Source organism: Amycolatopsis sp. MtRt-6 (assembly GCF_017308975.1).
In the GTDB taxonomy this organism is placed as follows: domain Bacteria; phylum Actinomycetota; class Actinomycetes; order Mycobacteriales; family Pseudonocardiaceae; genus Amycolatopsis.
On record NZ_JADWPD010000038.1, the window covers coordinates 18,211 to 43,643 of the forward strand.

Below are 25,433 nucleotides of genomic sequence, written 5' to 3' on the forward strand. Positions count from 1 at the left end.
CACGCTGCTGGGATTGGCGACCGGGCTGGAGTCAGCCTTCGACGGCCGCCGCGAATTCGGGCGCGTAGCCGTACAGGCCGGGCATGCCGCCGGTGTGCAGGAACACCACGTGGTCGTCCGGGGCGAAGTGGCCGGCCCATTCGACCAGCGCGGCGGCCACTTTGCCGGTGTAGACCGGATCGAGCACCACGCCCTCCGTGCGACCGAAGAGCCGTAGCGCGTTCCAGACGGCGTCGGTCGGGATGCCGTAGCCGGGGCCGAGCGTCGTGTCGCCCAGCTTCGTGTGCGCGAGCGACGGCGGTTCGACGCCGAGGAGCTTGGCCGCGCCGTCGACGAGGTCGCGGAGGTTCTCCGTGGCCTCGTCGAGCGGGTGGCTGACGCAGGCGATGCCGACGCCGAGGTTGCCGAGGAGCGCGGTGGCCAGCGCGACCCCCGCCGCGGTGCCGCCACTGGCGTGCGGGACGACCAGGTGGGCGCGCTCGATGCCGCGTTCTTCCAGCTGCTTCGCGAGTTCGTAAGTGGCGCGGACGTAGCCGAGCGCGCCGAGGTCGTTGGAGCCGCCGACCGGGATCGTCGCGACCTTCCGGCCCTCCTTGTGCGCTTCGGAGACCAGGCGGTCGTAGGTGCGGCCGGTCTCCTCGCCGTCGGCGCAGAGGTGCACAGTGGCGCCGAAGAGCCGGTCGAGGGGCAGGTTGCCGCCGCGTTCGTACGCCTCGCCGTCGCGGGGGACCTTGGCGGTGAGCACGAGTTCGCAGCGCAGGCCGAGCTTCGCGCACGCGGCGGCGGTCTGGCGGCCGTGGTTGGTCTGGAGCGCGCCGAACGTGATCACGGTGCCGGCGCCGGCGGCTTTCGCCGCGCCCAGGTGGTATTCGAGCTTGCGGAGCTTGTTGCCGCCGGCGCCGAGCGGGTGCACGTCGTCGCGCTTGAGCCAGAGGTTCCGCAGGCCGAGGGCTTCGCCGAGCCGGGGTGCTTCGTGCAGCGGGGTCGGCCAGCCGCCCAGGTCGACGCGGGGGACCGCGGCCAGGGCGGCGTCGGGGAATCCGGCGAAGTCGAACGTCATCGGCCCTCCAGGCTCGGTTTCTAACCACTATAGGGGGTTAAGCACCTGGAAACGGAGCTCGGTGACCAGCCCGACCTCGCGCAAGCCGATCCGCCGGAGCGTGACGCCGTCGAGGTCGGGATCGCCGAACAGCGGCAGGCCGGCACCCAGCAGCACCGGAGCGAGCAGGACGTGCAGCTCGTCGGCCAGCCGGGCCCGGAGGGTTTGCCGGACCACGCTCGTGCCGATCACCTTGACGGCCCGCTCCCCCGCGGCCGCCCGCGCCTGCTCGACCGCCGAGGCGATCCCGTCGGTCACGAAGGTGAAGGTGAGGTTCTCGTTCTGGGCAGGCAAGTCGGCCGGTGGCGTGTGCGTGACGACGAAGATCGGGACCTGGAACTCGTAGTTGCCGGCGTACCAGTCCGGGTCCTCGGCCATCGCGTACGACCGGCGGCCCAGGACGACCGCGCCGGTCTCCCGGATCAGGTCGGTCATCCACTCGCTGCCGGTCGACGCGGCGGAGTCGGACAGCCGGGCCGTGCCGCCGTGGCGGTCGGCGACGAAGCCGTCCAGCGACATGCTCATCCCCGCGTGCACCGTGGCCATGGTTTCTCCTCGCGTAGTCGTCGTCCGGGTAGACGGCCGGGGGCACGAAAACTCATCGGAGGTAGCCGGAGACCGCCGGTATCCGGTAACGTTCGTTCGAACGAACGAGAACCTTCGGGGGCCGCCATGACCGCTATGAGCCTCGACTTCACGGGCCTCGCCGCCCAGGCCGCGCAGCTCGCCGCGGGCGAGGTCACTGCCGCCGAGCTCACCGCGGCGGCGCTCGGCCGGGCGCACGCCAGCCAGCCCACGCTCAACGCGTTCAAGCACCTCCGCGACGACGAAGCCCTCGCCGAAGCCGCGGAGGCGGACCGGCGCCTGCAGGCCGGCGACCGCGCACCCCTGCTCGGCGTCCCGGTCGCGATCAAGGACGACGTCGACCTCACCGGCCTGCCCACCGCGTTCGGCTGCTCCGGCGAATTCCCGTGCGCGACGGCCGACGCGCCCGCCGTCGCGCTGCTGCGCGAGGCCGGAGCTGTGATCATCGGCAAGACGAACACCCCCGAACTGGGCCAGTGGCCGTTCACCGAGGGCCCGGCCTTCGGCGTGACGCGCAACCCGTGGCACACCGGCCACACCCCAGGGGGTTCTTCGGGCGGGAGCGCGGCCGCGGTGGCGTCGGGGGTCATCGCGGCCGCGCTCGGGTCCGACGGCGCCGGTTCGGTGCGCATCCCGGCCGCGTGGACGGGGCTCGTCGGCATCAAGACCCAGCGCGGCCGGATCCCGACCGGCGGCGAGCTGTTCCACGGCCTCACCGTGCTCGGCCCGCTGGCGCGCACGGTCGAAGACGCCGCCCTGCTGCTCGACGCCACCGCCGGGACGTCCGGCGTGTTCCGCGCGGCGGCCGCGCGCGAGCCGGGGAAGCTGCGGATCGGGCTGTCGACGCGGATCCCGTTCACCGCCACCAAGACCCGGCTCGACCCGGTCGTCGACGCCGCCGTGCGACGGCTCGCCGAGTCGCTGTCCGGACTGGGCCACGAGATCGTCGAGGTCGAGCCGGACTACGGGCTGATCGGGCTGACGTTCCTGCCGCGTTCGCTCACCGGCGTCCGCGACTGGACGCTGCGGGTGCCCGACCGGGCCGGGCTCGACCCGCGCACGCGCAGCAACGCCGGTCACGGCCGCCTGCTGGCCGGCCCGGCGCTGCGGCTGGCCCGCGCCCTCGAGCCGGGCCTGCACCGGCGGATCGGTTCGGTGTTCGGGCGCGTCGACGTCCTGCTGACGCCGACCACCGCGACCCCGCCGCCGCCGATCGGCACGTTCGACGGGCTGTCCGGCTGGGAGACCGACCAGGCCATGATCGCCGCGTGCCCGTACGCTTGGCCGTGGAACGTGCTGGGCTGGCCGGGGGTCAACGTCCCGGCCGGGCAGACGGCGGACGGGTTGCCGCTCGGCGCGCAGCTGCTCGGCCCGTCGCACGCCGAGGAGCGGCTGATTTCGCTTGCCGCGCAACTGGAAGAGGTCGAACGGTGGCCGGAACGGCATCCCGCGACAAGCTGGTGAGCACCCGGGAAGCCATTCTGCGCGGCGCGCTGACGGTCGTCGGCGAACACGGCGTCGGCGGGCTGACGAACCGCCGGATCGTCGCCGCGGCGGGTGTCTCCCTCGGCACGCTGACCTACCACTTCCCCAGCCAGACGGCGTTGCTGCGCGAGGCGATGCTGTTGTTCGCGGAGGAGGAGACGGCGAAGCTCGGCGCGATCGTCGACGGCTACCGGTCGGCGGGTCTCACGGTCGAGCAGGCGGCGTCGGTCGTCGAGCACGTCATCGCGCAGCTGCCGTTCGGAGCGGACGAGCTCGGCGCGCACGAGCTGTACCTCCAGTCGGCCCGCGACCCGGAGCTGCACGAAGCGTCTTCGCGTTGCTTCGCGGCGTACGACGAGCTGGCGGTGGCGATCCTCAGCGCGTTGGGCGTCCCCGATCCGGCCCGCCTGGCCGGCCCGGTGGTGGCGCTGATCGCGGGCCTGCAGCTGCGCCGGCTGGCGACGGGCGAGACGGACACGCCGGTGGCGGAGCCGCTGATGATGTTGATCCGCGGAGCTTGATGGCCCGCCCGATCGTCCGCGGCACGGCGGCGTGGAAGTACTTCGGCGACTTCCGCGACGTGCTGCTGGCCGGGCAGGTGCTGGTGCTGCAGGTGGCACACCCGGTAGTCGCGGCGGGCGTGCGCGACCATTCGGACTACACGTCGGACCCGTGGACGCGCCTGATGCGGACGGGAGCGTCGCTGTCGATCTACGTCTACGGCGGTGTGGCGGGTGCGCGGGTGGAAGCCGCCCGGTTGCGGGCGTTGCACCGGACGTTCACGGGCATCGCGGACGGACGGCGGTACAGTGCGCTGGATCCTTCGGCGTACGCGTGGGTGCACGCGACGCTGGTGAAGGTTCCTGTTGACGCGCAACGGTTTTTCGGGCGACCACTGTCCACATCGGAGCTGGCGGAGTACTACGAGCAGATGTGCGACGTCGGCCGGATGCTGGGCGTCCGGCATTTCCCGCCGGACTGGGCGGCGTTCGAGCGGTATTACGACTCGATGGTGGCGGGATTCGCGGCGAACCGGACGATCGAGGAACTGTTCGAGACGATCCGGACGGTGCGCAAGCCGGTCGAGTGGCTGCCGGACCGCTGGTGGCTCCCGCTGCGGCGGGCCCAGGCGAGGGGGCAGATGTTCCTGATCCGGGCGACGCTGCCGCCGTCCTTCCGGGATCGGATCGGTCTACAGTGGACGGCGCGGGACCAGCGAAGGTTCGATCGGTTCGCGGCGGCCGTGCGGCTGTTCGCGACGCCGGTGCCGGCAGGGCTGCGGACGGCGCACATGCGGTGGATCGGGAAGTTGAATGTGTGGTTCCGCGCGCACCCGCGGGTTTACGAGCGACTGGTGGGCGGCAACGGCCCCGGCTCGGCCCCGCGCGCCTGAAGCCGGATCTCGCGTGATTGAAGGCAGAACTCGCGCGATGGCGGGCGGACCTCGCGTGGTTGAAGGCGTAACTCGCGTGCCTGCGGGGCGATCTCGCGTGATTGCGGGGGCATCTCGCGTGCTTGGGGAGGCATCACGCGTGATTGCGGGGGCATCTCGCGTGATTGAGGGGGCATCACGCGTGATTGAAGGGGCGACACGGTGCCGGGCTGGCGGGCCGCGGGTGGCCGGCCAGGCTGAACGGGCCGACCACGGGCGTGCCGGGCGGGTGGGGCCGCGGGGGCGCCCCCCGTCTCCAGCGTATCGGGCGCCTCTGACGAAAATCTGTGGCGCGGGTGCCTGCTAGGCCGGGTTGTCCACATCTCGCCTTGCCTGTGGACCGGTGCGGGCGTAGTGGGCTCGGGCTTTGGCCCGGTTGCCGCAGCGGGACATCGAGCACCACTGGCGGTTGCGGCGGGGTGAGGCGTCGCAGAACCGCAGGCCGCAGTCGTCCGCCGCGCACACGCGGACCGATGCCTCGCTCGTGGCCAGGTCGATCGCGTCCGCTGCCAGGGCCGCGAACGCCGCCGCCACCGGGTCGCGAGGGGCCGGGACCTCCCGCCGGAGAGCACCGCCCACCAGGGCCAGGCGCGGTGGGGGCGCCGGGGCCGAAGCCGCCGCGTTGTTCACCAGCTCGACGTCCATCGACGACAGCTCCTCGGGCGGCAGCAGCACCCGGTCGATCGCCTCCCGCAGCGCCTTCGCCGCCAGCACGTTGCCCGCCGTCACCGGGACCGGGCCTGTCGTCAGCCCCGCCAGCGAGAGCCACTCGGCCAGCGCGTCCGGCCCGGTCAGGAGCTCGACACCGATCGAGTGCCGGTTGCGCATCGTGTTGACGAGGTCGAGGCACGGCCGTCCGCCGTCGAAGACCCACTCCATGCTCTCACTCTAACCCTTGAAGACAGTTAGAAGCAGCGCTACCGTCTAACCCCATGAACCGGTTAGAGAACGTCGCCACCGTGAACGGCCTCCGCATGCACTACCTCCGCGCCGGCGACGGCCCGCCGCTGTTCCTGCTGCACGGCTGGCCGCAGACGTCGCACTGCTGGCGCCACGTCCTGGCCCCGCTCGCCGAGACCCACACCGTGATCGCCCCCGACCTGCGCGGCTACGGCCGCACGGACAAACCGAAAAACGGCTACGACAAGCGCACGATGGCCGCCGACGTCGCCGCCCTCGCCGACCACCTGGGCTTCCCCAAGACCGCCGTCGCCGGGCACGACCGCGGCGGCCGCGTCGCCCACCGCTGGGCCCTCGACCGCCCGGACCAGGTCGAACGCCTGGCCGTGCTCGACATCGCCCCGACCCGCGCGATGTGGCAGCGCCTCGACGCGGGCGTCGCCAAGGCGTACTGGCACTGGCTCTTCCACCTCCAGCCCGACCTGCCGGAACTCCTGGCCGGCCAGAACATCGCCGGCTACCTCGGCTACTTCTTCGAGCGCTGGACCCACCAGCGCCACGCCCTCGACGCCGCCGCGCAGGCCGAGTACGTCCGCGCCTTCTCCCAGCCCGGCGCGCTCCGGGCCGGCTTCGACGACTACCGCGCCTCCTTCCCCGACGACGCCGAACTCGACGACGCCGACTTCGCCGCCGGCAAGCGCCTCACCCAGCCGCTGCTCGCCCTCTGGGGCGCGAACGGCCTGCTCGGCACCCTCCCGACGCTCGACATCTGGCGCGAGTACGCGAACGACGTCACCGGCGGAGCCCTCGCCGAATGCGGCCACTTCCTCCCCGAGGAACAACCCGCCGAGGTGGTCGCCCACCTGCGGAAGTTCCTCGGTCCCTGAGGTTCCCGGGGCCAGGGGTCCCCCGAGCTGGGGACCAAGATTCCCTCGCCGCCGTGACGCCCGCAACCGGCCCAGCCGGTTAGGTTCGGCGCACGATGGGGAGCAAATCGAAAGCGGCACTGCTGATGCTGCTGGCCGTGCTGGGGATCGCGGCCGGCGGCGGGACCGCGCACGCCGACGGCGCTCCGAGCGGCGCCGACGTCCAGGTCGCCCAGACGCTCGGCGCCCGCGAACTCACCGTGATCATCCGCCGCGTCGACACGACACCGTCGCCGCTGCGGGTCGACGTCGTGACGCACCAGGGCACCGCGCCCGGCACGCTGCACCTGGCCGTCGCGGCCGACGGGATCACCACAGCACGCACCGACGTCGTCCTGGGCGCCGCCCCGGGCGTCTACGCGGGAAATCTCCAAGTCGACAAACCGGGCCCGTGGGAACTCTCGCTGGACGACGGCAGCGGGCAACGAGCCACGATCCCGTTCATCGTGCCCGCGCGGGTGGTCCCGCCGTGGGAGAAGGCGACCTACGGCGGGTTCGTCGCCGCGGGCGCCTTCCTGCTCCTCGCCCTCGTCGTGGGCATCCGGGCGAGGCGGACCGCGTACGCGCTCATCCCGGCGGCCGGTGTGGTCGCCGCGATCGCCGTCGCCGTCACCGGCGCGCTGCTGTCGGCGAACACTCCCCCGCCGCCCGCGGCCGGGAGCCAGCTCGACCCGACCTTCGACAACGTCACCGACCCGTACGCGAACGCCAGGTTGTCCACAGTGGATTACTCACGGCCGCCGGTGAACCTGGCCGTCCAGGCCAGGAAAGACGACCTCGACCTGCGGCTCACCGACGGCGCCACCGGCCGCCCGGCCGACGACCTGCTCGTCCACGACAACGCGCTCGTGCACCTGGTCCTCGTCTCGCCCTCGGGACGGCTGAGCCACCTGCACCCGGTGCGCGTCGGCCCCGGCGACTACCGCGTCACCGTCCCCGCCCCGGAGGCGGGCACGTACGCCGTGGCCGCGGAACTCGCCCGGCGCGGCGGCGGCGTCCAGCTCGTCCGGTCCACAGTGGACATGGACGGCACAGCCGCCCCCGCGCCGGAACCACCCGGCGCCGGACCGCGGACGATCGACGGTACCCCGGTCGACCTCACCATCGGCCCGGGGACGCCGACCACCATCACCGCGCGCTTCCCCGCCCAGGACCTCCAGCCCTGGCTGGGCATGCTCGGCCACCTGATCATCACCGGCCCGATCACCGGGCCCGTCGGCGAAAGCGCCGCGAAGGCACCGACGTGGGCACACGTCCACGCGATGATCCCGCCCGTCGCGGGCCAGCTCGACCGCCCCGACGAGACCGTCGCCGCGTACGGTCCCGACGTCAGCTTCACCTACACCTTCGCCGCGCCCGGCCGGTACCGGATCTGGCTGCAGGCCGAGCGCGGCTACCGCGTACTCACCGTCCCCGCCGTGGTGGACGTCCCGGCGACAGGAGCCGGCCGATGAGACGCCCGACGCTGCTGATCGCCGTGGTGGTGCTCGCCGTCGTGGCCGGGGCCGTCTGGCTGCTCTGGGGTGGCGGGAAAGCGAAATCCACCGCGCAGCAAGCGGTTTCGGGTCCGTACACGGTCCGGTTCGCCGCGGACGAGCCACGCATCGGCGGCAACAACTTCGCCGTCGACGTCGAAGGACCCGCGCCCGACGCCGTCACGGTCGCCCCGGTCATGGCGCAGATGGGACACGCGTTCGCTCCCGTGCCCGCCGTGCCGGCGGGGGACGGCAGCCACTGGAGCGCCGCGAACGTCGGGCTGCCGATGGCCGGGCAGTGGGAGATCACCGTTTCGCTGCGCGGCCCCGGCGGGCCCGCGCAGGTCGTCTTTCCGTTGCTGGTCAAGTAAAAGGAGGGGGCATGGATCTCACCGCATCCGGCGTGCGCACCACGTCGGTGGCGAAGCAGGCACGGACGGGGTTGCTGCCGGCGAACGTCGTGCTCGGCGGGTCGCTGCTGTCGCTGGTCGGGCTGACCTGGGACATCCAGTGGCACGACGACGTCGGGCCGGACACGTTCTTCACGCTGCCGCACCTGTTCCTGTACGCGGGCAGCGCGGTCGTCGGCCTGGCGAGCCTCGCCGTCGTGCTGCTGACGACGGCGGCGCGGCGCGCGGGACGGCCGGTCGACCCGCGGGTCGGCGGGCGGGTGGTCAACGTCTTCGGCCGGACGTTCGCCGCGCCGCTGGGCTACCTGGTCTCCGGGGTGGGGGCGGCGACGTTCCTGCTCTACGGCCTGTGGGACCAGTGGTGGCACGGGCTGTACGGCTTCGACGCGGTCATCGACTCGCCGCCGCACATCGGGCTGCTGCTGTCGATCACGGTGTCGCTCATCGGCACGATCGCGGTGTTCGCCGCGGCGCGCGAGAACCGCTGGGGCCGGCTGGGCACGCTGGCGTCGCTGACCGTGCTGCTCACCTTCGGGCCGGTGCTGGCGCTCGGGTTGCAGCAGGTGCCCGACGACTACGCCGACGCCGTCGCGATCGGGACGTCGATGATGGCGGTGCTACTGATCGCCGTCGCCGCCGGGTTCGTCCGCCGCCCGGGCGGGGCGGTGGGCACCGCGGCGCTGGTCGCGGCCGTGCAGGCGGTGTTCTGGTGGTTCTCGCCGTGGGCGGCGCAGGCGTACGCCGACATGGTCGGCCTGCCGCTGCGGGACGCGGTTTCCGGTGTCCCGGCGATGCCGTCGCTGACGCCGCTGGCCCTGCTGCCGGTGGCGGCGCTGATGGAGCTGGTGTACTTCGCCGGACGACGCCGGGGGTGGCGCGCGGGCCGGGTGTCCGTGGTCGCCGGCGGGGTCGCCGGGCTGCTGCTCGGGCTGAGCCTGCCGTTCCAGCAGGCGCTGCTCTACACCGGCGCGCACGTGCCGCCGGCCTGGTACCTGGCCACGACGGCCGGGCTCAGCGCGGCGCTGGGGCTGCTCGGCGGGTTCGCCGGGTGGCGGTTCGGCGGGATGCTGTGCCTGCTGGCGCCCGCGAAGAAGGGGGAAACCGCTGATGCGTAAGAGTTTGCTCGCCCTGGCCGCGGTCGCCGTGCTGCTGTTCGCCACCGCGGGCACGGCGAACGCCTACGAGCCGGTCAACATCGTGCACACCGAGCGGGTGCAGGCCGGGCCGTACGGGCTGACCGTCGGGTTCAGCACCTGGCCACTGAAGGCCATGCAGTCGCTGGACTTCACCTTCATCCCCGACGGCGGGATCGAGGGCAAGTCCGGCACGCTCACCATGGTCAACCCGGAAGGCGGCCCGAACCGGAAGCAGCCGCTGGTCCGGCACCCGCGCAAGCGCGAGGTGTGGGGCCTGGACGTCCGCTCGCTGCCGCGGCCGGGTGAGTGGACGCTCAGCTTCACCGTCAACGGCCCCGCCGGGTCCGGCACCGGCGAGCTGCGTGCTCTGCCGGTGCTCGAACAGCCGGGCCCGCCGATGGGCCTGAGCTGGGCGATCAGCACGCTGCCGCTGATCGGGCTCGTGGCGCTCGTCGTGGTGGCCTGGCGCCGGACCCGCGGCCGGTTGCGTGGTGGGGAGCTTCCGGCAATCGGGTGAGATTCCCCTCACATTCCGCGCCCACGCGTATCCGGGCGCTCGCGATGGCCTCCTTCACCACAGGGACGGGAAGGAGGCCATCGCCATTTCTCTCAAGGGCACGGACACCACGGAGCGCGGAGGAGTTCAGGCGGGCAGGTCGAACTGCCCGGCTTTGACGGCGACCAGGAACGCTTCCCACTCGGCACTGTCGAACACGAAGACGGGGCTGGTGGCGAGCTTGGTGTCGCGGACGCCGATCAGGCCGTCGCGCCCCAGGTTGACCTCGACGCAGTTCCCACCGTTGGGCTCACTGGCGAACGACTTCTCCCAGGCGGCCTCTTCGAACAGGGACACGGCCGTGTTCGGATCGTAATCCGCGAACGACGGATAATCCGCCATGGGTCGTACCTCCGAGGATCGATGGGGGGCGCGGTCGTGACCTGGTCGAAGGCACCCGCTCCCGGCTACTCAGTGTCTCAATGGAGCAAGCAACAGGGCCAAGCGGGTGATCAACTAGGTCCGGCCTCGACATGAAGATTATTCCAGGAGTAGGATTAATCGCATCGGCCGGGGCGCTGGTGTCGGTGAATGACTGCCTGCTCGCGGCGGGCGGTCGTCGACACGGGTCGAACTGCTTCGAGAAGCCGGCGCCGGAACGAACCAACCCAAGCCGCAGGACCTCATGGGGGAGGAACAGCGTGATCGTCGAGGAAGGTGCGCCACCCGGCGCGCTCACCGTGACCGAGCTGGTCCGAACCAGAGATGTGGAGGCGTTTTCCGTCCGGGACGCCGAAGCACCGCGACCAGAGCTGGGGGTGTAGACGAATGGCCGTCCGGGTGAACTCGCTCTTCCGCCGTGACGACGAAGAACACCGTGGCCGCCGGGGAATCGGGAACGAGCTGCGGAACCGCTTCGGCTTCAGCCTGATCCAGGCGCCGCTGCGCAAGACCACGACGTGGGCGACCGACCAGGACCTCCCGCTGCGGCGCCACGCCGACGGGGTCCGCACGACCCGCCCGCTGGAAGCCGCGATCGACCTGACACCCTTGCTGCGCGGCCGCATCGGTTCGCGCGTCTGATTGCCGTACCACCACGAAAGAGCCCCGGCTTCCTGACGGAACCGGGGCTCTTGCCGTACGTGACTACGGTTTCCGGAGCAGCAGGCTGCCGTGCCGCAGCGGCCGTTCCCCCTCGCCCGGTTCCCGGTACACCCGCCCCACTTCGGCAAACCCCGCCTCGGCCGCGATGCCCGCCAGCTCGTCGAGCGGCCAGCAGTAGGCTGTCGTGACCTTGTGGTCGAACGACGTCAACGGCTCGCCCCGGGCGGCGAAGCACCCCAACAGAACGTGACCGCCCGCGGCCAACGTTCGGGCGAATTCGGCGAAGTACCCCGGCAGCTCCGCCGGCGGGGTGTGGATCACCGAGTACCACGAGAGGATCCCGGCGAGCGAGGCGTCCGGCACGTCCAGCGCGGCCATCGAGCCGACCGCGAACCGCAGCTCCGGGTGAGCGGCCTCGGCGAGCGCGATCATCGCCGGGGACAGGTCGACACCGAACGCGTCGAGCCCCAGCGAGCGCAGGTGCGCCGTGAGGTGCCCGGGCCCGCAGCCGAGGTCGGCGACCGGGCCGCGGCCGCGGACGGAATCCGCGAACGCCGCCCACACCGCCCGCTCCAGCGGGTGCCTGTCCCAGACCTCGGCGGCGAATTCCGCGTACTGGACGGCGACCCCGTCGTAGGCGGCCGCCCTCACGGCTTGCGGCCGAGGCCGCAGAGGTGGCCGACGAACGAGGGGTCGTTGGCGAGCTTGCGGGTGGCCTTGGACTCGATCTCCTCCGGGTGCCACTCCGGCAGGTAGACGATGCCCGGCTCGACCAGCTCCAGCCCCTCGAAGAACGACGTGAACTCGGCACGGCTGCGCAGCGTCAGCGGCGTGCTGGACTTGTTGTACTGCTTCATGATCGTCTCGCGGCTGTCCGCGTCTTCCATGTCCCGCATGCCGTCGTCGGTCAGGTGCGAGGACAGGAAGTACGAGCCGGACGGCAGCACCGACAGGTACTTCCGGATGGTCTGGGCCACCGGCTCGTCGGGGCCGAGGAAGTACAGGACGCCGACCATGATGAGGCCGATCGGGCGGTTGGGGTCGAGGACGCCGGTGTCGAGCGCGCGCTTCCAGATGTCGGCCGGGTCGCGCAGGTCGCCCTGCAGCACCGCGTGCCGCCCCGCGACACCCTCCTTCTCCAGCAGGATCTGCGAGTGGGCCACCGCGACCGGCTCGTTGTCGACGTACACGCACCGCGCGTCCGGGTTGACGTCCGTGGCGACCTCGTGGACGTTGCCGACCGTGGGGACGCCGGAGCCGAGGTCGAGGAACTGGTCGATGCCGTTGCGCGCCAGGTAGCGGACACCGCGGCCGAGGAAGTCGCGGCCGGCGCGGGCGACGGTCTTGATCATCGGGAAGGTCTTGACCGCCTGCTCGCCGAACTGGCGGTCGATGGCCCAGTTGGCGTCGCCGCCGAGGAACCAGTCGTAGATGCGGGCCGCGTTCGGCCGGTCGAGGTCCACGCCTTCAGGGGCTTCGGGGTCCTGCGTCGTCATTGCGTCCTCCAGGCTTGCGGCCGACACCGCCGACCACGCTCGCGAGGGGGACCGTGGCGGCGCCGGGCTCGGGGCGCCACTCTCCCACAGGCACGATCCCGGGCTCGACGACGTCGAAGGTACCGAAGAACGCGGCGATCTCGTCGAGGGACCGGGAAACCGCGGGCGAGCTCGACTGCTCGGTCAGCTTCACGAGTTTCCTGATCTGCGTCAGCTCTTCGCCTTGGACGCCGGATTCCGTCGCGTGCGAAAGCACGTACGCCGATCCGGGTGCCAGGAGCGTCCGGTAGTCGCGGATGGCTTCGCGCACCCCGGTGACGTCGGGCAGGAAGTGCAGCACCGCCACGGTCAGCAGGCAGATCGGCCGGTCCGGGTCGAGCACGCCGGTGGCCAGCGCGGCTTCCCAGACCTCGCAGGCGTCCCGCAGGTCGGCGTGCAGCACGGCGTGGCGTTCGGGGTCGCCCGCCTCTTCGAGGAGCATCCGCCCGTGCGCGACGGCCACGGGCTCGTTGTCGACGTACACGCAGCGGCTGTCGTCGACGTGGTCGTCGGCGACCTCGTGCACGTTGCCGGCGGTCGGGATGCCGGAGCCGAGGTCGAGGAACTGCGTGATGCCTTCGGCGAGGCAGTAGCGGACGGCCCGGCCGAGGAAGTCGCGGTTGGCCCGCGCCAGGGTCTTGGCCAGCGGGAACGCCTGCACGGCCTGCTCGCCGAACTGCCGGTCGATCGCCCAGTTCGCGGTGCCGCCGAGGGCCCAGTCGTAGATCCTCGCCACGTTCGGCCGGTCGAGGTCGACGGCGTCGGGGAGGAAGTCGGGGTCCACGATGTCCACTTCCGGTGGAATCCAGCGCAACAGACCGACTCTACCGAAAGTTGTTCACGGGCCGGGACAGCTGAGCCCGCCATTCGCCCTATTGGATCTGCTGCATCTGGGCCCGGTAACCCTCCGCAAGCTCCTTGAGGAACTGCCGGGTCTCCTGGCGCTCCAGCGCGGCTCCGCGCAGCCTGTCCCACGAGTCGACGAAGATGTTGAAGTCCTTGACGTCGTCGAGGTACAGCCCGCCGGCGGAGTGCTCGATGTAGACGAAGTCGCGGGTGCGGTCCGGGAACCGCATGATCGTGAAGTCGTTGGGCACCGCGGCCAGCCGCGCGCCGAACGGCAGGACGTGCACGTAGACCCGCGGGTGCTTCTCGAGCGAGAGCAGGTGCTCGACCTGGTCGAGCATCACCGCGGGCGCGTAGCCGCCCGGGGCCCGGCGCAGCGCGCCTTCGCTGATGATGAAGCGGTAGTACGGCGGCTGCTGCTGCTCGAACACCGCCTTGCGGTCGAGGCGGTTGCGGACCAGCGACGTCACGTCCGTCGCACCGGCCTCGGTGAACTGCTTGAGCATGTAGTGCTCGGACTGCAGCGGGCCCGGGATGCGCTCACCGTGCCAGGTGAGGATCTCCGCGGCCGCGGGCTCCAGGTCGGTGAAGGTGCGGAACCAGTGCGGCACCACCGAGCGGTAGCCGGACCAGTGGCCGCGCTGCCCGGCGGCGGCCCGCGCCAGGTTCATCAGCGTGTCGGCCTCTTCGCCGTTGATCCCGAACGCGTTCAGCATCGATCGCACATCCCCGAGCTTCACCCCGACGGCACCGGACTCGATCTTGTTGACCTTGCCCTGGGTGCAGCCGAGGACCTCGGCGACCTGCTGCTGTGTCATCCGCGCCGCGGTGCGGGCATGCCGGAGCTCGTTCCCGAGCTGCTTCCGGCGCGAGGTGACGGTGCTGGCCATCGCCCTGCTCTCCCGGACCACTACCAAGCGACGGCGGCCTCCCGGTCGCCGTCGCGCGCGAACTATCGAACCCACCCAGGTTAGTGCTTCACCTTGCGGATCTCGATGATGACATCGCGCAGCGTTCCAGGAAACGCCGCGGAATGCCAGTCACCTGCGGTATCACTCGCCTGGACCAGCGAAATTCCGAATTATTCGGCCAACCGGCGGAGCCCCTTCTGCGGCATAGTGGCCCCGTGACCGATCGCTCGCCTTCCGCCGCCACCGTCACCCGCCTGGCCGACCAGGTCCACGGCTACGTCCAGCCGGACGGCTCCTGGTACATCAACAACTGCGGGTTCGTCGACGCCGGCGACCACATCGTGCTGATCGACACCTGCTCGACCGAGCGCCGGACGCGCGCGCTGCTCACGGCCGTCGATGCCACCACCGGCAGCCCGGTGACGACGCTGGTGAACACCCACCACCACGGCGACCACACCAACGGCAACTACCTGGTCGAGGGCGCGGCGGTGGTCGGCCACCGCAAGACCCGCGAGCTGCTGGTCGCCGAGGGCATCCAGACGTTCGAGGGCATCTTCGTCGGCAGCGACTGGGGCGAGCTGCGGTCCCGGCCGCCCGAGATCGTCTTCGACGACCGGCTCACCCTCTACGCCGGCGACGTCGAGATCCAGCTGATCCACCCCGGCCACGCCGCCCACACGACCAATGACGTCCTGGTCTGGCTGCCCGCGCAGCGCGTGCTCTACGCCGGCGACCTGGTGTTCCACGGCGGCAGCCCGTTCGCGCTGATGGGCTCGGTGGCCGGCTGGCGCAAAGCCCTCGACGTCGTCCGGGAGCTGGAGCCGGAAGTGATCCTGCCGGGGCACGGCGGCCCGTGTGGACTGGACATCGTGGACAAAGTGGACGAATACCTCGGGTTCGTCCAGAAGACGGCCGAACGCGGGAAGGCGGCCGGGCTGTCGCCGCTGGAGCTGGCCAAGGAGACGCACCTGGGCGAGTTCTCGGAGCTGACCGAGCAGGAGCGGCTGCCGGGCAACCTGCACCGCGCGTACGCCGAGCTGGACGGCGCCGAGTGGGGTGCGCAGATCGATCTCGTGGCGGCGATCACGGACATGCTCGCCTTCAACAAGGGACCGATCCGCTGCTTCTCCTGAACTGAGTGAGCTGCTCCTCCGTGCCCTTCCTTGAGGCGTCGATCGGACTACTGTCTGAATCGAGAGAGTCTTCGGAAGGATGCGGATGAGCAAGAAGGCGAGCATCGGGGTCACCGGCCTGGCGGTCATGGGCCGCAACCTGGCCCGCAACCTGGCCCGGCACGGTCACACGGTGGCCCTGCACAACCGGTCCGAGGAGCGGACCCGCGCGCTGGTGGACCAGTTCGGCGACGAGGGCGACTTCATCCCGGCGTACTCCGCCCAGGAGTTCGTCGACGCGCTGGAGCGGCCCCGGCAGGTCGTGATCATGGTCAAGGCGGGCGGCCCGACGGACGCCGTCATCGAGGAGTTCGCGCCGCTGCTCGAAGAGGGCGACGTCATCATCGACGCGGGCAACGCGCACTTCGCCGACACGCGCCGCCGCGAGAAGGCGCTGCGCGAGCGTGGGCTGCACTTCGTCGGCAGCGGCGTCTCCGGCGGTGAAGAGGGCGCGCTGCACGGGCCGAGCATCATGCCCGGCGGCTCGAAGGAGTCGTACGAGTCGCTCGGCCCGCTGTTCGAGGACATCTCGGCGAAGGTCGACGGCGAGCCGTGCTGCACGCACATCGGCGCGGACGGCGCCGGCCACTTCGTCAAGATGGTGCACAACGGCATCGAGTACGCCGACATGCAGCTGATCGCGGAGTCGTTCGACCTGCTCCGGCACGCCGGTGGCTACTCCCCCGCCGAGATCGCCGACGTGTTCCGCACCTGGAACACCGGGCGGCTCGACTCGTACCTGATCGAGATCACCGCCGAGGTGCTCGCGCACGTCGACGCGTCCTCCGGCAAGCCGTTCGTGGACGTCGTCGAGGACGCCGCGGAGCAGAAGGGCACCGGCCGCTGGACCGTGCAGATCGGCCTCGACCTCGGCGTCCCGATCTCGGGCATCGCCGAAGCCGTCTTCGCGCGGTCGCTGTCCGGGTCGAAGCCGCTGCGCGCGGCGGCCCGCGGGCTCGGCGGTCCGTCGGCGGCGCCGCTGTCGGGTTCCGCGTTGGAGCGCTTCGCCGACGACGTCGAGCAGGCGCTGTACGCGTCGAAGGTTGTCGCGTACGCGCAGGGCTTCAACCAGATCCAGGCCGGCGCGACCGAGTACGGCTGGGACATCGACCTGGGCAAGGTCGCCTCGATCTGGCGTGGCGGCTGCATCATCCGCGCGAAGTTCCTCAACGACATCACGTCGGCCTACGCCGACGAGCCGGAGCTGCCGACGCTGCTGACGTCGGGTGGCTTCCGCAAGGCGGTCGAGGACGCGCAGGACTCGTGGCGTTCGGTGATCTCGACGGCGGTCAAGCTCGGCATCCCGACGCCGGGCTTCTCGACGGCGCTGGCGTACTACGACGGCCTCCGCGCGGACCGGCTGCCGGCCGCGCTGGTCCAGGGCCAGCGGGACTTCTTCGGCGCCCACACCTACCGCCGGGTGGACCGCGAAGGGTCGTTCCACACGGCCTGGGCCGCCGACGGCCGCCCGGAGTCCGACGCCTGACCAGGCCGCTGCTCTGACCGGGAAGACCCCCTGGTCCCGCCCGGTCAGAGCAGCGACACCAGCAGCAGCGCGAGCAGCGCCGCAGCCGGCAGGAGCCTCACTGCCCGCGGGCGGCGAGGAGTTCCGCCAGCACCTCCACGATCTTCGCCTCGGCCTTGTCCTTCTTGACGCCCAGGCCGTCGAGCACCTCGAAGCCGCCGCCTTCGCCCTGTTCGAGCAGGGCCAGCAGGATGTGCTCGGTGCCGATGTAGTTGTGCCCGAGCCGCAGGCCTTCGCGCATGGTCAGCTCGAGGGTCTTCTTGGCGGCGGCGGAGAACGGGACCACGTTCGGCACCGGGTCGGCCGGCTCGGGCAGCCGCGCCTCGGCGGCTTCGCGGACGGCGTCCAGCTGCACGCCCTGGGCCAGGATCGCCCCGGCCGCCAGCGCGGCGGGCTCGGTCAGCAGGCCCAGCACGATGTGCACGGTGTCGATTTCCGGGCTGCTGTGCTCGGCCGCCGCCTTCTGGGCTTCGACGACGACGTGCCGCGCGCGGTCGGTGTAGCGGCCGTAGAGGCGCTCGATGTTCCCGGCCGGGTCGCCGCCGGGGTCGGCCTTCGGTACGAACCGCTTCTGGGCGGCCTGTTTCGTGACGCCCATGCTGGCGCCGATCTCGGTCCAGGACGCGCCGGACCGGCGGGCCTGGTCGACGAAGTGGCCGATCAGGTGGTCGGCGACTTCGCCGAGGTGCTGGCCGACGTAGACGGCGTCGGTCAGCTGGGCCAGGGCGTCGTGGTCGTTGTTGCTCTTGATGGCGTTGATGAGGTCGTCGAGCTTGATGCTGGTCGGCAGGGTCATGCCGTCAACTGTAGGTTGACGCACTTCCGACGTCAACCACGAGTTGACGATCTCAGGCGAACGGCAGCCCGACGTAGTTCTCGGCGAGACTGGTCGCCGCCGCGCGCGACGACGTCGTGTAGCGCAGTTGCGAGAGCTGCAGCTGCCGCGCGAAGCCGTCCGCGTGCGGGTCGGTGTGCAGCATCGTCGTCATGAACCAGGAGAAGTGCTCCGCCCGCCACACCCGGCGCAGGCACGTGTCCGAGTAGGCCGCGGCGAGGGATTCGTCGCCGCGCAGCAACGCTTCCAGCGCCGGCGCCAGCACCCGGACGTCGGCGATGGCGAGGTTCATGCCCTTCGCGCCGGTCGGCGGCACGATGTGCGCGGCGTCGCCGGCCAGGAACAGCCGCTCGTGCCGCAGCGGCTCGGCGACGAAGCTGCGCATCGGCGTGATGCCCTTGTCGAGGATCGGGCCCTCCCGCAGCGTGAAGTCGCCTTCGACCTCCAGGCGCGCGGTCAGCTCGGCCCAGATCCGGTCGTCGGACCAGCTCGCCAGGTCGTCGTGGGGATCGACCTGGAGGTAGAGGCGGGTGATCTCCGGCGTCCGCATGCTGTGCAGCGCGAACCCGCGTTCGTGGTGGACGTAGATCAGCTCGTGGTGCGACGGCGGTGTCCGCGCCAGGACACCCAGCCACGCGAAGGGGTACTCGCGCTCGTACACCGTCAAGTTGTCCGAAATGGACGGTCGGGAGACACCGTGGAAGCCGTCGCAGCCCGCGACGGCGTCGCACTCGATGGTCTGTGCATTGCCTTGGCCGTCCACGTAACCGACTCGGGGGCGCTCGGTGTCCACATCGGACAGCGTGACGTCGGAAACCTCGTAGGAGATCGGATAGCCGCGGGCTTCGTGCGCGTCGATCAGGTCCTTGACGATCTCCTGCTGCCCGTAGACGGTGATACGGCGGCCCGTCAGCTCGGTGAGTGCGATCCGGTGGTCGGCGCGGTCGAACCGCAGCGACAGCCCCTCGTGCGGCATGCCCTCCGCCGCCAGGCGCTCGCCGAGGCCCAGCGACGTCAGCAGCTCGACGGTCGGCTGCTCGCAGACTCCGGCCCGCACGCGCTGCCGGACGTACTCGCGGTCGCGGGCCTCCAGGACCACGCAGTCGATCCCGGCTTCGTGCAGGAGGAACGACAGCAGCAGCCCGGCCGGGCCGGCGCCGATGACGGCGACCTGCGTGCGCATCACGCGGCTCGCGACTTCAGGTGCGCCTTGAGGTCGAAGGCGCTGGCCTCGAGGTCGGCGTACGCGGGCTTCGGCTCGGCGGTGAACAGGCGGCGCGCGGCGATGTGGTCGGCGGGCCGGTTCACCGACTCGACGGCGATGAGGACGTCTTCGCGGAAGGACAGCACGGAGAACTTGCCCTCGGCCGGGTCGCCCGCGACCACCGTCCGGTCGGCGCCCGAGAGGATGCCGGCGATCTGCAGCTTGGCGCCCGCCTGGTCGGTCCAGAACCACGGCAGGCTGGCGTACGGCTCGGCGGTGCCGGTGATCGCCGCGGCCACGCAGCGGGCCTGGTCGACGGCGTTCTGCACGGACTCCAGGCGGGTCTCGGCGCCGGCCTGCACGCACGGGAAGTTGGCGCAGTCGCCGATGGCGAAGATCCGCTCGTCCGCCGTCCGCAGGTGCGCGTCGACGACGACGCCGTTGCGCACCGGCAGCCCGGCGGCCTCGGCGAGCGTGGTCTCGGGCACCACCCCGACGGCGACGACGACCAGGTCGGCGGGCAGCCGAGAGCCGTCGGTCAGCTCGACCTCGCGGACGCGCCCGTCGCCGTGCATGGCCGCGACGCCGTGGCCGAGCAGCACGGTGTGCCCGGCGGAGCGGTGTAGGTCGGCGAAGTACGCGGAGATCTCCGGCGTCGCGACGCGGTTTAGGAGGCGGTCCTGCGCCTCGACGATCGTCACCGGGCGGCCGGCGTGCGAGGCGAACTCCAGCCCGATGAACCCGCCGCCGGCCACGACGACGTGTTCGGCCTGTCCGAGGGACGCCCGCAGCCGGTCGGCGTCGTCGCGGGTGCGCAGGGTCAGCACGCCCGCCAGGTCCGCGCCGGGCACGGGCAGCGTCCGGTTGCGGGCGCCGGTGGCCAGCACGAGGAAGTCGTAGTCCAGTTCGCGGCCGTCTTCGAGCCGGCTCTTCCGCGCTTCGCGGTCGATGCTCTTGACGCGCGCTTCGACCAGCTCGATGTCCTTCTCGGCGAAGAAGTCCTCGCCGCGGAGGCGCAGCTGCTCGAGCCCGGCCGTCCCGGCCAGGTAGGCCTTCGACAGCGGCGGCCGCTGGTAGGGCACGCCCGGCTCGTCCCCGACCAGCACGACCCGGCCGCCGAAGCCCCGGTCCCGCAGCGAAGCCACAGCCTGGAACCCGCTCTGACCAGCACCGACGACGAGAACGGTGGTCATTCCTGCTCCTCACCCGATCCGGCAACCCTCGGTCTCATCCGACCACAACCGGCTCAAGCCGTCGAGGACGCCCGCGGGGCGCCGAGCACCCGCGAAATCCCCCGCGCCGCGGCCCGCACCGCCGGGACCAGCGTCCGCGGGTCCGTCTCCGCCGGCACGACCACCGAAATGGCGGCCACCACCTTGTCCGTGGCGTCGCGGACCGGAGCCGCCACCGACAGCGCGATGAGCTCGATCTGCCCGTCGCTGATCGCGTAGCCGTCCCGGCGCACGTCGGCCAGCACGCGCCGCAGCCGCGCGGGTTCGCCGATCGTCTTGGGCGTGAACGTCTTGAGCGGGCCGGCCAGGACTTCTTCCTGGGCCTCGGCGGGAGCGTGCGCGAGGAGCACCTGGCCGACACCGGTGGCGTGCGCGGGCAGCCGGCCGCCGACGCGCGTCACGACGTTGACGGCGCCCCGGCCGGAAATGCGCTCGACGAACACGACCTCCGGCCCGTCGAGCACGGCGAGCTGCACGTTCTGGTGCGTGGCCTCGTAGAGGTCTTCCAGGAACGGCATCGCGCTCTCGCGCAGCTCGGCGCCGTGCGGGGCGAGGGAGGCGACTTCCCACAGCCACAGCCCGACGCGGTAGCCGCCGGCCTCGTCGCGCACGAGCGCGCCACGCCGGGTGAGCTCGCCGGCCAGCCGGTGCGTGGTCGAAAGCGGCAGCCCGGCCCGGCGGCTGAGCTCGGACAGCGTGAGCCGCGGCCGCTCGGCGGTGAAGGCCCCCAGGAGGTCGAGGACCCGATCCACCACCGACGGCGGCCGCGGCGCGCTGTGTCTCACCCTTCGTCGTCGTCCGGGAGCAGCGGGCGCATGAACGTCCGGCGGTACCGGATCACGCACCCGCTCTCGTCGCGGATCTTGTCCGCCTCGATGAAGTCCGGGTCGACGCCGAACAACTCCCGGTACCGCTCGTACGCCGCCAGGCTTTCGAAGCTGAACAGCGCCCTGGCTTCGTCGCTCGCCCCCTCCGCCGGCAGGAAATAGCCGTGGTGGATGCCGCCCTCGCGCTGCACCAGCCGCATCCAGGCGGCGGCAAAGCGTTCGAAGTCGGGCAGCTTCGCGGGGTCGATGACGTAGTCGACGACGCACGTGATCATCAGTGGCCGCCCCAGACGCGGTCGGCCGTCGAGACGATCAGCTCCAGCTTGCGCAGCTGGTCGTCCGCTGTCAGGTCGTTGCCTTCCTCGGTCGAGGAGAAGCCGCACTGCGGGGACAGGCAGAGCCGGTCGACGTCGACGTACCGCGACGCCTCCTCGATCCGCCGGACCAGGACGTCCGGGTCCTCCAGCTCCGGCCGCTTGGTCGTGACCAGGCCGAGCACCACCTTCTTGTCCTTCGGCACGAACCGCAGCGGCTCGAACCCGCCGGAGCGCTCGTCGTCGTACTCCAGGAAGAACCCGTCGACGGCGAGCTCGCCGAAGAGCGCCTCGGCGACGAACTCGTAGCTGCCCTCCGCGGCCCACGACGACCGGAAGTTGCCGCGGCACAGGTGGGTCGTCACCGTGAGGTCCTCGGGACGGCCTTCGAGCGCGGCGTTCATCGTCGCGATGTTGCGCAGGTGCTGGGTGTCCGGGTCGCCGCCCATCCGCGCGACGAGCTCCCGCTGCGCCGGGTCGTTCAGGTAGGCGAGGCTCGTGTCGTCGAGCTGCAGGTACCGGCAGCCGAGGTCGTGCACCGCGGTGACCTGCTGCTGGTAGGCCGCGCTGAGGTCGGCGAAGAACTCCTCGAGGTCCGGGTAGACGCTCTCGCTGACCGCGGCCCGGCCACCGCGGTAGTAGACCATGCTCGGCGACGGGATGGTCAGCTTCGGCGTCACGCCCGGGTCCACATGGGACTGCAGGAACCGGAAGTGGTCGGCGAAGATCGGCTCGTCGAGCCGCACCTTGCCGTCGACCTGCAGCCCCGGCGGGCTGAACTCGAGGTCGCCCGCCAGGTTGTGGAACTTGACGTGCAGCCGCTGGTCGCTCTTCGAGATGCCGCCGAGCGCGTAGATGAAGTCCATGTGCCACGAGCCGCGGCGGAACTCGCCGTCGGTCGCCGAGCTGAGCCCGGCCGCCCGCTGCATCTTGATCACGTCGCGGATCGCGTCGTCCTCGACCGCGCGGAGCTGCTCCGCGCCGATCTCACCGCTTTCGTGCCGCCTTCGTGCGTCGCGCAGCACCGGGGGCCGCAGCAGGCTCCCCACGTGATCGGCGCGAAACGGCGGGCCCACCTGGGAAATGCCACCCGAAGTCATGCACCGATGGTCACACATTCCCGGCCGTTGCGCCGCCCCCCGAAACATGATCATCACGCCCGGGACTTGCTAACGTCCGCTCATGACGGAATCCGCGGTCCACCCGGTCGACCGGGGCCTGCCCGCCGGGCGGCTCGCGCTGCTCGGCCTGCAGCACATGTCGATCATGTACGCCGGTTCGGTCGCGGTGCCGCTGATCGTCGGCAGCGCGCTCAAGCTCGACCCGGCGACGATCGGACTGCTGGTCAACGCCGATCTGCTGGTCGCGGGCATCGCCACGCTCATCCAAGCGGTCGGCATCGGCAAGCTGCTCGGCATCCGGCTGCCGGTGGTGGCGGGCGCGACGTTCACCGTCGTCAACCCGATGATCCTCATCGCGTCCCAGTACGGGCTGCCCGCGGTCTACGGCGCGATGCTCGCCTCCGGCGTGTTCGGGCTGCTCATCGCGAAGCCGTTCGCGAAGCTGATCCGCTTCTTCCCGCCGCTGGTCACCGGGACGCTGCTGCTGGTCATCGGCGTCTCGCTGCTCGGCCCGGGCGCGGCGATGATCGCCGGCCACGACACGACGTCCCCGGACTACGCGGCCCCGTCGCACCTCGGGCTGGCGTTCGGCGTGCTCGCGCTGCTCGTGCTCTTCACCCGCGTGCTGCGCGGGTTCGCCGGCCAGATCGGGCCGCTGCTCGCGCTGGCGATCGGGCTGGTCGTGGCGATCCCGATGGGCCTGGTGCACTGGGACGGCCTGCGCGCGGCCGGCTGGTTCGGGCTCGCGTCGCCGTTCCACTTCGGCGCGCCCACCTTCCCGATCGCGGCGGTCCTGTCGATGTGCGTGGTCATGCTGGTGACGTTCACCGAGTCGACCGCCGACATGATCGCCGTCGGCGAGATCACCGGGCGCCGGCCGACCGACGCCGACCTCGCGCGCGGCCTGGCCACCGACGGCGTCTCGGCCGTGCTCGGCGGGGTGATGAACTCTTTCCCCGACACGGCGTTCGCGCAGAACGTCGGCCTGGTGCGGATGACCGGCGTGCGCAGCCGCTGGGTCGTCGCGGTGACCGGCGGGATCCTGGTGCTGATGGGCCTGGTGCCGAAGATCGGCGCGTTCATCGCGGCCATCCCGGAACCGGTCATCGGCGGGGTCGCGGTGGTGATGTTCGCGATGGTGGCGGCCGTCGGCGTCCAGAACCTGAAGACGGTCGAGTTCTCCGGCAACCACAACACGTTCGTCGTCGCGGTGGCCCTCGGCGTCGGTCTGCTGCCGGCGTTCGCCCCGGACATCTTCAAGCACTTCCCGGCCTGGCTGCAGACGATCGGCGGCAGCTCGATCACAGTGACGGCGGTGCTCGCGTTCGTGCTGAACCTGCTGTTCAACCACCTCGGGCGGCGGCGCGAACCGGACCTGCTCACCAACAGATGATCAAGAAGCACGACGTGCGCGGCGGGGCCGGCGGCGTCGACGGCGGCCGGCCGCTGGCCGACGGCGGGTTCCCCGGCGGCGTCGTCGTCGCGCTGCCCGTGCTCGAGGGGTCGGAACTGGACGACGTCGCGGTCGGGTCCGCGGTTCCGGTGGCGGTGCTGTCGGCGGTGGTGGCCGGGTCACGGCCGGGCACCTCGGTGACGGTGCCGCGGTGCTCGTTCGACGCCGTGACGACGTCGCCGCCGGTGCCGCCGCCGATCCCGCCGTCCGGCGGCGAGTCCGTGGCCTGGTCGGCGCCGCCCAGCCCGGTGGTGCGCTGCGGGAAGGGGATGACCTGGATCTGGTCGACCGGGGAAGCGTCCTGGCGCTCCTTGCCGCTGAAGGCGACCAGGGCGGCCGCGGCGCCGCAGCCCACGATGACGGCGAGCATCACCGCGACCACTCGCCAGCGCGACTGCCCCGGTTCCGCACGGTCGCCCCAGCCCTCGCGCACGAGCAGCTCGGCGACCGATACCTCGTCGTTCACCCCGACAGACCTTCCCGAGACGCCGTTCGGCCGACATCGTGGCCGTATTCTTACCGTAAAAAGACCCCGAACGGGTGAAGTCGCGGCAAAAATTCGTCACGTAACGCAAAGTCTGACGGTGAGTGACATCCACAGCGTTTTCTAAGCGCGCGCTCGTGATACTCCCAGCATGACCACCGAAGCTCGATCCATGCTGCGGAGAGCCGATCGGCCGGTTGCCGTCGAGCGCCGCCCGCGGTCGTGGCTCCGGTACCTGCCCAACCCGAAGACGACGCCGTTCACCTTCGGCTACCTGGTCGTCCTGCTCGGCACGACGCTGGTGCTCGAGTTCGCCGACCCGGCGGTGACCGACCGGCTGCTCCAGCTGTCCAGCACGGACGCCCACAACCTGTGGCGGCGCCCGCTGGCCTCGCTGCTGACCAGCGCGATCTGGCTGCCCGGCGAAAGCTGGTTCGCCTACGCCGCGATCTTCGCCATCGCCGTCGCCCCGCTGGAACGCCGGTTCGGCGCCCGCCGCACGGCGCTGGTGTTCTTCGCCGGCCACGTGCTGGCCACGCTCGCCACCGAGCTGCCGGTGATGGCCCTGATCAGCGCGCACGTGCTGCCGAACTCGGCCGGGCACTGGCTCGACATCGGGGTCAGCTACGGCTTCTTCACCACCGCCGGCGCGCTGGTGTTCCTGCTGCACGGCCGCGCGCGCCTGCTCGCGCTGGCCGCGATGGAGGTGTTCATCGCGGTGATCTGGCTGAGCGACGCCCCGGCGAACCTCGACTCGATCGTCACGCTGCTCGGCCACGCGTTCGCCGCGCACTTCGGGCTGCTCGTCTGCGGGCCGTGGTTGCGCGCGAGCATCCGCAGGCCGGAACCGGATTCCGCCGGGTAGGCAGGCGCCGGAGTCGGTGGTGTAATCGACGGGCCACACGCCGACTTCACGGGGGACG

The 25,433-nt window shown here is 71.5% G+C and carries 29 protein-coding genes; 14 read left to right on the forward strand and 15 right to left on the reverse strand.

Annotated features, from left to right (window positions below; all coding sequences use genetic code 11):
• Window positions 1-31: 31 nt before the first annotated feature.
• Both I4Q55_RS41925 and I4Q55_RS41930 read right to left on the reverse strand, forming a co-directional pair.
• Window positions 32-1,060 (reverse strand): D-cysteine desulfhydrase family protein, encoded by a 1,029-nt coding sequence (locus I4Q55_RS41925; protein WP_206796137.1) that lies wholly within the window; start codon window positions 1,058-1,060, stop codon window positions 32-34.
• 27 nt (window positions 1,061-1,087) lie between these two features.
• Window positions 1,088-1,645: a dihydrofolate reductase family protein gene (locus tag I4Q55_RS41930; protein ID WP_206796138.1), complete on the reverse strand. Its 558-nt coding sequence runs from the start codon at window positions 1,643-1,645 to the stop codon at window positions 1,088-1,090.
• 126 nt (window positions 1,646-1,771) lie between these two features.
• Between I4Q55_RS41930 and I4Q55_RS41935 the strand changes: the two genes are divergently transcribed.
• Genes I4Q55_RS41935 through I4Q55_RS41945 form a run of 3 tightly spaced genes read left to right on the forward strand, consistent with a single transcriptional unit; the run spans window position 1,772 to window position 4,562 of the window.
• On the forward strand, window positions 1,772-3,148 hold the full coding sequence (locus tag I4Q55_RS41935) for an amidase (RefSeq protein ID WP_206796139.1): 1,377 nt from the start codon (window positions 1,772-1,774) through the stop codon (window positions 3,146-3,148).
• A complete protein-coding gene (locus I4Q55_RS41940; protein ID WP_206796140.1) occupies window positions 3,115-3,690 on the forward strand; it encodes a TetR/AcrR family transcriptional regulator in 576 nt (191 codons plus the stop codon). The genes I4Q55_RS41935 and I4Q55_RS41940 overlap by 34 nt, the downstream gene beginning before the upstream one ends.
• A complete protein-coding gene (locus I4Q55_RS41945; protein ID WP_206796141.1) occupies window positions 3,690-4,562 on the forward strand; it encodes an oxygenase MpaB family protein in 873 nt (290 codons plus the stop codon). The genes I4Q55_RS41940 and I4Q55_RS41945 overlap by 1 nt, the downstream gene beginning before the upstream one ends.
• 342 nt (window positions 4,563-4,904) lie before the next feature.
• Here the strand turns inward: I4Q55_RS41945 and I4Q55_RS41950 are convergent, their stop codons facing one another.
• Window positions 4,905-5,480, reverse strand: a complete 576-nt coding sequence (locus tag I4Q55_RS41950) for an ABATE domain-containing protein (protein ID WP_206796142.1) — start codon at window positions 5,478-5,480, stop codon at window positions 4,905-4,907.
• A 53-nt stretch (window positions 5,481-5,533) separates the two neighbouring features.
• Here I4Q55_RS41950 and I4Q55_RS41955 point away from each other — a divergent pair, with 53 nt between their 5' ends.
• From I4Q55_RS41955 to I4Q55_RS41975, 5 genes are all read left to right on the forward strand, one after another.
• Window positions 5,534-6,388, forward strand: coding sequence for an alpha/beta fold hydrolase (locus tag I4Q55_RS41955; protein ID WP_206796143.1), 855 nt, complete (start codon window positions 5,534-5,536; stop codon window positions 6,386-6,388).
• 95 nt (window positions 6,389-6,483) lie between these two features.
• Window positions 6,484-7,881, forward strand: coding sequence for a hypothetical protein (locus I4Q55_RS41960; protein ID WP_206796145.1), 1,398 nt, complete (start codon window positions 6,484-6,486; stop codon window positions 7,879-7,881).
• The gene (locus I4Q55_RS41965; RefSeq protein WP_206796147.1) at window positions 7,878-8,273 is read left to right on the forward strand and encodes a hypothetical protein; all 396 of its coding nucleotides are present in this window, start codon (window positions 7,878-7,880) and stop codon (window positions 8,271-8,273) included. Before I4Q55_RS41960 ends, I4Q55_RS41965 begins: the two co-directional genes overlap by 4 nt.
• Before the next feature lie 11 nt (window positions 8,274-8,284).
• Entirely contained in the window at window positions 8,285-9,427 is a 1,143-nt protein-coding gene (locus I4Q55_RS41970) for a hypothetical protein (RefSeq protein WP_206796148.1), read from the forward strand.
• Window positions 9,420-9,965: a hypothetical protein gene (locus tag I4Q55_RS41975; protein WP_206796150.1), complete on the forward strand. Its 546-nt coding sequence runs from the start codon at window positions 9,420-9,422 to the stop codon at window positions 9,963-9,965. The genes I4Q55_RS41970 and I4Q55_RS41975 overlap by 8 nt, the downstream gene beginning before the upstream one ends.
• A 126-nt stretch (window positions 9,966-10,091) precedes the next feature.
• On the opposite strand, the gene I4Q55_RS41980 is transcribed toward I4Q55_RS41975, so the two are convergent.
• On the reverse strand, window positions 10,092-10,346 hold the full coding sequence (locus I4Q55_RS41980) for a DUF397 domain-containing protein (RefSeq protein WP_091303747.1): 255 nt from the start codon (window positions 10,344-10,346) through the stop codon (window positions 10,092-10,094).
• A 299-nt stretch (window positions 10,347-10,645) separates the two neighbouring features.
• Here I4Q55_RS41980 and I4Q55_RS50425 point away from each other — a divergent pair, with 299 nt between their 5' ends.
• Both I4Q55_RS50425 and I4Q55_RS41985 read left to right on the forward strand, forming a co-directional pair.
• The gene (locus I4Q55_RS50425) at window positions 10,646-10,768 is read left to right on the forward strand and encodes a hypothetical protein (RefSeq protein ID WP_277992087.1); all 123 of its coding nucleotides are present in this window, start codon (window positions 10,646-10,648) and stop codon (window positions 10,766-10,768) included.
• 4 nt (window positions 10,769-10,772) lie between these two features.
• Window positions 10,773-11,027 (forward strand): hypothetical protein, encoded by a 255-nt coding sequence (locus I4Q55_RS41985; protein ID WP_206796152.1) that lies wholly within the window; start codon window positions 10,773-10,775, stop codon window positions 11,025-11,027.
• A gap of 63 nt (window positions 11,028-11,090) precedes the next feature.
• On the opposite strand, the gene I4Q55_RS41990 is transcribed toward I4Q55_RS41985, so the two are convergent.
• From I4Q55_RS41990 to I4Q55_RS42005, 4 genes are all read right to left on the reverse strand, one after another.
• Window positions 11,091-11,699 (reverse strand): class I SAM-dependent methyltransferase, encoded by a 609-nt coding sequence (locus tag I4Q55_RS41990; protein ID WP_206796154.1) that lies wholly within the window; start codon window positions 11,697-11,699, stop codon window positions 11,091-11,093.
• Window positions 11,696-12,544 (reverse strand): SAM-dependent methyltransferase, encoded by an 849-nt coding sequence (locus I4Q55_RS41995; RefSeq protein ID WP_206796156.1) that lies wholly within the window; start codon window positions 12,542-12,544, stop codon window positions 11,696-11,698. The genes I4Q55_RS41990 and I4Q55_RS41995 overlap by 4 nt, the downstream gene beginning before the upstream one ends.
• Window positions 12,516-13,367: an SAM-dependent methyltransferase gene (locus I4Q55_RS42000; protein WP_206796240.1), complete on the reverse strand. Its 852-nt coding sequence runs from the start codon at window positions 13,365-13,367 to the stop codon at window positions 12,516-12,518. The genes I4Q55_RS41995 and I4Q55_RS42000 overlap by 29 nt, the downstream gene beginning before the upstream one ends.
• A gap of 88 nt (window positions 13,368-13,455) precedes the next feature.
• Window positions 13,456-14,319, reverse strand: coding sequence for a helix-turn-helix transcriptional regulator (locus I4Q55_RS42005; protein ID WP_086860877.1), 864 nt, complete (start codon window positions 14,317-14,319; stop codon window positions 13,456-13,458).
• 236 nt (window positions 14,320-14,555) lie between these two features.
• Between I4Q55_RS42005 and I4Q55_RS42010 the strand changes: the two genes are divergently transcribed.
• Window positions 14,556-15,476 (forward strand): MBL fold metallo-hydrolase, encoded by a 921-nt coding sequence (locus tag I4Q55_RS42010; RefSeq protein ID WP_206796157.1) that lies wholly within the window; start codon window positions 14,556-14,558, stop codon window positions 15,474-15,476.
• 85 nt (window positions 15,477-15,561) lie between these two features.
• A complete protein-coding gene (gndA, locus tag I4Q55_RS42015; protein ID WP_206796158.1) occupies window positions 15,562-17,001 on the forward strand; it encodes an NADP-dependent phosphogluconate dehydrogenase in 1,440 nt (479 codons plus the stop codon).
• 97 nt (window positions 17,002-17,098) lie between these two features.
• Here gndA and I4Q55_RS42020 read toward each other — a convergent pair whose 3' ends face one another.
• The 6 genes from I4Q55_RS42020 to I4Q55_RS42045 are packed head-to-tail and all read right to left on the reverse strand — an operon-like array spanning window position 17,099 to window position 22,552.
• On the reverse strand, window positions 17,099-17,836 hold the full coding sequence (locus I4Q55_RS42020) for an ATP-dependent Clp protease ATP-binding subunit (protein WP_206796159.1): 738 nt from the start codon (window positions 17,834-17,836) through the stop codon (window positions 17,099-17,101).
• 52 nt (window positions 17,837-17,888) lie between these two features.
• The gene (locus tag I4Q55_RS42025) at window positions 17,889-19,058 is read right to left on the reverse strand and encodes a 4-hydroxybenzoate 3-monooxygenase (protein WP_242547719.1); all 1,170 of its coding nucleotides are present in this window, start codon (window positions 19,056-19,058) and stop codon (window positions 17,889-17,891) included.
• Entirely contained in the window at window positions 19,058-20,272 is a 1,215-nt protein-coding gene (locus I4Q55_RS42030) for an NAD(P)/FAD-dependent oxidoreductase (RefSeq protein WP_206796161.1), read from the reverse strand. Before I4Q55_RS42030 ends, I4Q55_RS42025 begins: the two co-directional genes overlap by 1 nt.
• A 53-nt stretch (window positions 20,273-20,325) precedes the next feature.
• Complete coding sequence (locus I4Q55_RS42035; protein ID WP_206796162.1) at window positions 20,326-21,096, reverse strand: IclR family transcriptional regulator; 771 nt, start codon at window positions 21,094-21,096, stop codon at window positions 20,326-20,328.
• A complete protein-coding gene (locus tag I4Q55_RS42040) occupies window positions 21,093-21,413 on the reverse strand; it encodes an NIPSNAP family protein (RefSeq protein WP_206796164.1) in 321 nt (106 codons plus the stop codon). Before I4Q55_RS42040 ends, I4Q55_RS42035 begins: the two co-directional genes overlap by 4 nt.
• Window positions 21,413-22,552, reverse strand: coding sequence for a 5-methyltetrahydropteroyltriglutamate--homocysteine S-methyltransferase (locus I4Q55_RS42045; protein WP_242547720.1), 1,140 nt, complete (start codon window positions 22,550-22,552; stop codon window positions 21,413-21,415). Before I4Q55_RS42045 ends, I4Q55_RS42040 begins: the two co-directional genes overlap by 1 nt.
• 82 nt (window positions 22,553-22,634) lie before the next feature.
• On the opposite strand from I4Q55_RS42045, the gene I4Q55_RS42050 reads away from it, so the two are divergent.
• On the forward strand, window positions 22,635-23,966 hold the full coding sequence (locus I4Q55_RS42050) for a nucleobase:cation symporter-2 family protein (RefSeq protein ID WP_206796166.1): 1,332 nt from the start codon (window positions 22,635-22,637) through the stop codon (window positions 23,964-23,966).
• On the opposite strand, the gene I4Q55_RS42055 is transcribed toward I4Q55_RS42050, so the two are convergent.
• A complete protein-coding gene (locus I4Q55_RS42055; protein WP_206796167.1) occupies window positions 23,953-24,492 on the reverse strand; it encodes a hypothetical protein in 540 nt (179 codons plus the stop codon). The genes I4Q55_RS42050 and I4Q55_RS42055 overlap by 14 nt on opposite strands.
• Before the next feature lie 169 nt (window positions 24,493-24,661).
• Between I4Q55_RS42055 and I4Q55_RS42060 the strand changes: the two genes are divergently transcribed.
• Window positions 24,662-25,375, forward strand: coding sequence for a rhomboid-like protein (locus I4Q55_RS42060; protein ID WP_242547721.1), 714 nt, complete (start codon window positions 24,662-24,664; stop codon window positions 25,373-25,375).
• Window positions 25,376-25,433 lie beyond the last annotated feature (58 nt).

Coding starts and splice junctions, on each gene's coding strand:
- I4Q55_RS41955 (WP_206796143.1), top strand. CDS start 5,534: ATGAACCGGTTAGAGAACGTCGCCACCGTGAACGGCCTCCGCATGCAC.
- I4Q55_RS42045 (WP_242547720.1), bottom strand. CDS start 22,552: ATGACTTCGGGTGGCATTTCCCAGGTGGGCCCGCCGTTTCGCGCCGAT.
- I4Q55_RS41975 (WP_206796150.1), top strand. CDS start 9,420: ATGCGTAAGAGTTTGCTCGCCCTGGCCGCGGTCGCCGTGCTGCTGTTC.
- gndA (WP_206796158.1), top strand. CDS start 15,562: ATGAGCAAGAAGGCGAGCATCGGGGTCACCGGCCTGGCGGTCATGGGC.
- I4Q55_RS41935 (WP_206796139.1), top strand. CDS start 1,772: ATGACCGCTATGAGCCTCGACTTCACGGGCCTCGCCGCCCAGGCCGCG.
- I4Q55_RS41950 (WP_206796142.1), bottom strand. CDS start 5,480: ATGGAGTGGGTCTTCGACGGCGGACGGCCGTGCCTCGACCTCGTCAAC.
- I4Q55_RS42060 (WP_242547721.1), top strand. CDS start 24,662: ATGACCACCGAAGCTCGATCCATGCTGCGGAGAGCCGATCGGCCGGTT.
- I4Q55_RS42040 (WP_206796164.1), bottom strand. CDS start 21,413: ATGATCACGTGCGTCGTCGACTACGTCATCGACCCCGCGAAGCTGCCC.
- I4Q55_RS41945 (WP_206796141.1), top strand. CDS start 3,690: ATGGCCCGCCCGATCGTCCGCGGCACGGCGGCGTGGAAGTACTTCGGC.
- I4Q55_RS42025 (WP_242547719.1), bottom strand. CDS start 19,058: ATGCGCACGCAGGTCGCCGTCATCGGCGCCGGCCCGGCCGGGCTGCTG.
- I4Q55_RS42020 (WP_206796159.1), bottom strand. CDS start 17,836: ATGACCCTGCCGACCAGCATCAAGCTCGACGACCTCATCAACGCCATC.
- I4Q55_RS41930 (WP_206796138.1), bottom strand. CDS start 1,645: ATGGCCACGGTGCACGCGGGGATGAGCATGTCGCTGGACGGCTTCGTC.
- I4Q55_RS41925 (WP_206796137.1), bottom strand. CDS start 1,060: ATGACGTTCGACTTCGCCGGATTCCCCGACGCCGCCCTGGCCGCGGTC.
- I4Q55_RS41995 (WP_206796156.1), bottom strand. CDS start 12,544: ATGACGACGCAGGACCCCGAAGCCCCTGAAGGCGTGGACCTCGACCGG.
- I4Q55_RS41980 (WP_091303747.1), bottom strand. CDS start 10,346: ATGGCGGATTATCCGTCGTTCGCGGATTACGATCCGAACACGGCCGTG.
- I4Q55_RS42005 (WP_086860877.1), bottom strand. CDS start 14,319: ATGGCCAGCACCGTCACCTCGCGCCGGAAGCAGCTCGGGAACGAGCTC.
- I4Q55_RS41970 (WP_206796148.1), top strand. CDS start 8,285: ATGGATCTCACCGCATCCGGCGTGCGCACCACGTCGGTGGCGAAGCAG.
- I4Q55_RS42050 (WP_206796166.1), top strand. CDS start 22,635: ATGACGGAATCCGCGGTCCACCCGGTCGACCGGGGCCTGCCCGCCGGG.
- I4Q55_RS42030 (WP_206796161.1), bottom strand. CDS start 20,272: ATGACCACCGTTCTCGTCGTCGGTGCTGGTCAGAGCGGGTTCCAGGCT.
- I4Q55_RS41960 (WP_206796145.1), top strand. CDS start 6,484: ATGGGGAGCAAATCGAAAGCGGCACTGCTGATGCTGCTGGCCGTGCTG.
- I4Q55_RS41985 (WP_206796152.1), top strand. CDS start 10,773: ATGGCCGTCCGGGTGAACTCGCTCTTCCGCCGTGACGACGAAGAACAC.
- I4Q55_RS41965 (WP_206796147.1), top strand. CDS start 7,878: ATGAGACGCCCGACGCTGCTGATCGCCGTGGTGGTGCTCGCCGTCGTG.